Below are 1,012 nucleotides of genomic sequence, written 5' to 3' on the forward strand. Positions count from 1 at the left end.
TTATGGTTCTTATATCCATCGGATTATAAGCTTTCCTCTTCGTCGGCAGCGTCAGATTGGTTTAAGAGACAGGATGCGTACTGATCCGGGTTCTGCACGCGCATGCAGCCATGGCTGAAGGCGCGCTCGTCCTTCGCGAACAGGTACTTGTCCGGCGTGTCGTGCTGATAGACCAGGAACTTGTTCGGGAAGTTGAAGCGGATGCGGCCGAGCGCATTGGCTTCACCGGGCGGCTGCGAGATATGGATCGAGCCGTCGCGGTTGCGCTCGAGCTTCAGGCCCATGCGCTGCAGCACCGTCGGGTCCTGCTGCAGGGCCGGCAGATATTCGTTGTAGATGATCGACGGCGGCACATTCCAGGTCGGGTTGACCGTGATGTACTTCATCGTCTCGCTCAGCAGCGGCGTCGCATGCTGGCCCGGCTTGCCGGTCACCACGCGCGTGGTCCAGACCTGCGCGCCGCGCTGCATCACCTTCAGCGTATAGTCCGGGATGTTGAGGATCACATAGGCATTGCCGACATTGGCGGCGCCGAGCTGGCGCGGCAGCCAGCGCCAGCGTTCCATGTTGACGAGCACGGTGTCGATCTGACGGTCGCGCTTCGGATTGTTCAGCGCCTTCACCGTGCGCTCGTCGAGCACGCCGGTCGCCTTGAGATCAACGCTGCTCTGGAACTTCTCGACCGCTTTCGCGACCTGCGCGTCATACTTCGTGCTGTCGGCATCACCGAGAATGCCGACAGCACGAAGTATGACGCGCAGGTCGCGAAAGCGGTCGAGAAGTTCCAGAGCAGCGTTGATCTCAAGGCGACCCGCGTGCTCGACGAGCGCACGGTGAAGGCGCTGAACAATCCGAAGCGCGACCGTCAGATCGACACCGTGCTCGTCAACATGGAACGCTGGCGCTGGCTGCCGCGCCAGCTCGGCGCCGCCAATGTCGGCAATGCCTATGTGATCCTCAACATCCCGGACTATACGCTGAAGGTGATGCAGAACGGCGCGCAGGTCTGGAC

1 protein-coding gene and 1 pseudogene are annotated in these 1,012 nt (G+C 61.4%); one reads left to right on the top strand and one right to left on the bottom strand.

Annotation, left to right across the window (positions count from 1 at the left end):
* Nucleotides 1-23: 23 nt before the first annotated feature.
* Nucleotides 24-761: a L,D-transpeptidase family protein gene (locus tag NS334_RS19175; protein WP_428835069.1), complete on the bottom strand. Its 738-nt coding sequence runs from the start codon at nt 759-761 to the stop codon at nt 24-26.
* 54 nt (nt 762-815) lie between these two features.
* Between NS334_RS19175 and NS334_RS19180 the strand changes: the two are divergent.
* Nucleotides 816-1,012 (top strand): annotated as a pseudogene (locus tag NS334_RS19180) (hypothetical protein); the annotation flags it as partial.

This window comes from Sphingomonas endophytica (genome assembly GCF_001476895.1).
GTDB classification, from domain to species: Bacteria; Pseudomonadota; Alphaproteobacteria; order Sphingomonadales; family Sphingomonadaceae; genus Sphingomonas; species Sphingomonas endophytica_A.